At 68.8% G+C, this 449-nt stretch carries 1 protein-coding gene; it reads left to right on the top strand.

From position 1 onward, the window contains the following. Positions 1-449: FtsK/SpoIIIE domain-containing protein (locus ACLBXP_RS25265; RefSeq protein ID WP_447670592.1), on the top strand; the 449-nt coding region annotated here is incomplete at both ends.

Raw genomic sequence — 449 nt, 5'->3', positions numbered from 1 at the left:
TTCGACCGTCACACCGGGGAGGCGGTGTACGAGCAGGAGGAGATGGACCTCTCGGCGCTGCCCTACATCGTGATCGTGGTCGACGAGATGGCCGACCTGATGATGGTGGCCGGCAAGGAGATCGAGGGGGCGATCCAGCGGCTGGCCCAGATGGCGCGGGCGGCGGGCATCCACCTGATCATGGCGACCCAGCGCCCGAGCGTGGACGTGATCACCGGCACCATCAAGGCGAACTTCCCGACCCGCATCTCCTTCCAGGTGACGAGCAAGATCGACTCGCGCACGATCCTGGGCGAGATGGGCGCCGAGCAGCTGCTCGGCCAGGGCGACATGCTGTTCATGGCCGGCGGCGGGCGCACCACCCGCGTGCACGGGCCGTTCTGCTCCGACAGCGAGGTCGAGAGCGTCGTCGCCCACCTCAAGCGCCAGGGCCGCCCCGCCTACCTCGA

The organism is Methylobacterium sp. A54F (assembly GCF_053346035.1).
Note: the sequence above shows the minus strand (reverse complement) of the source record. Positions and strands in the feature narration are given on the sequence as shown.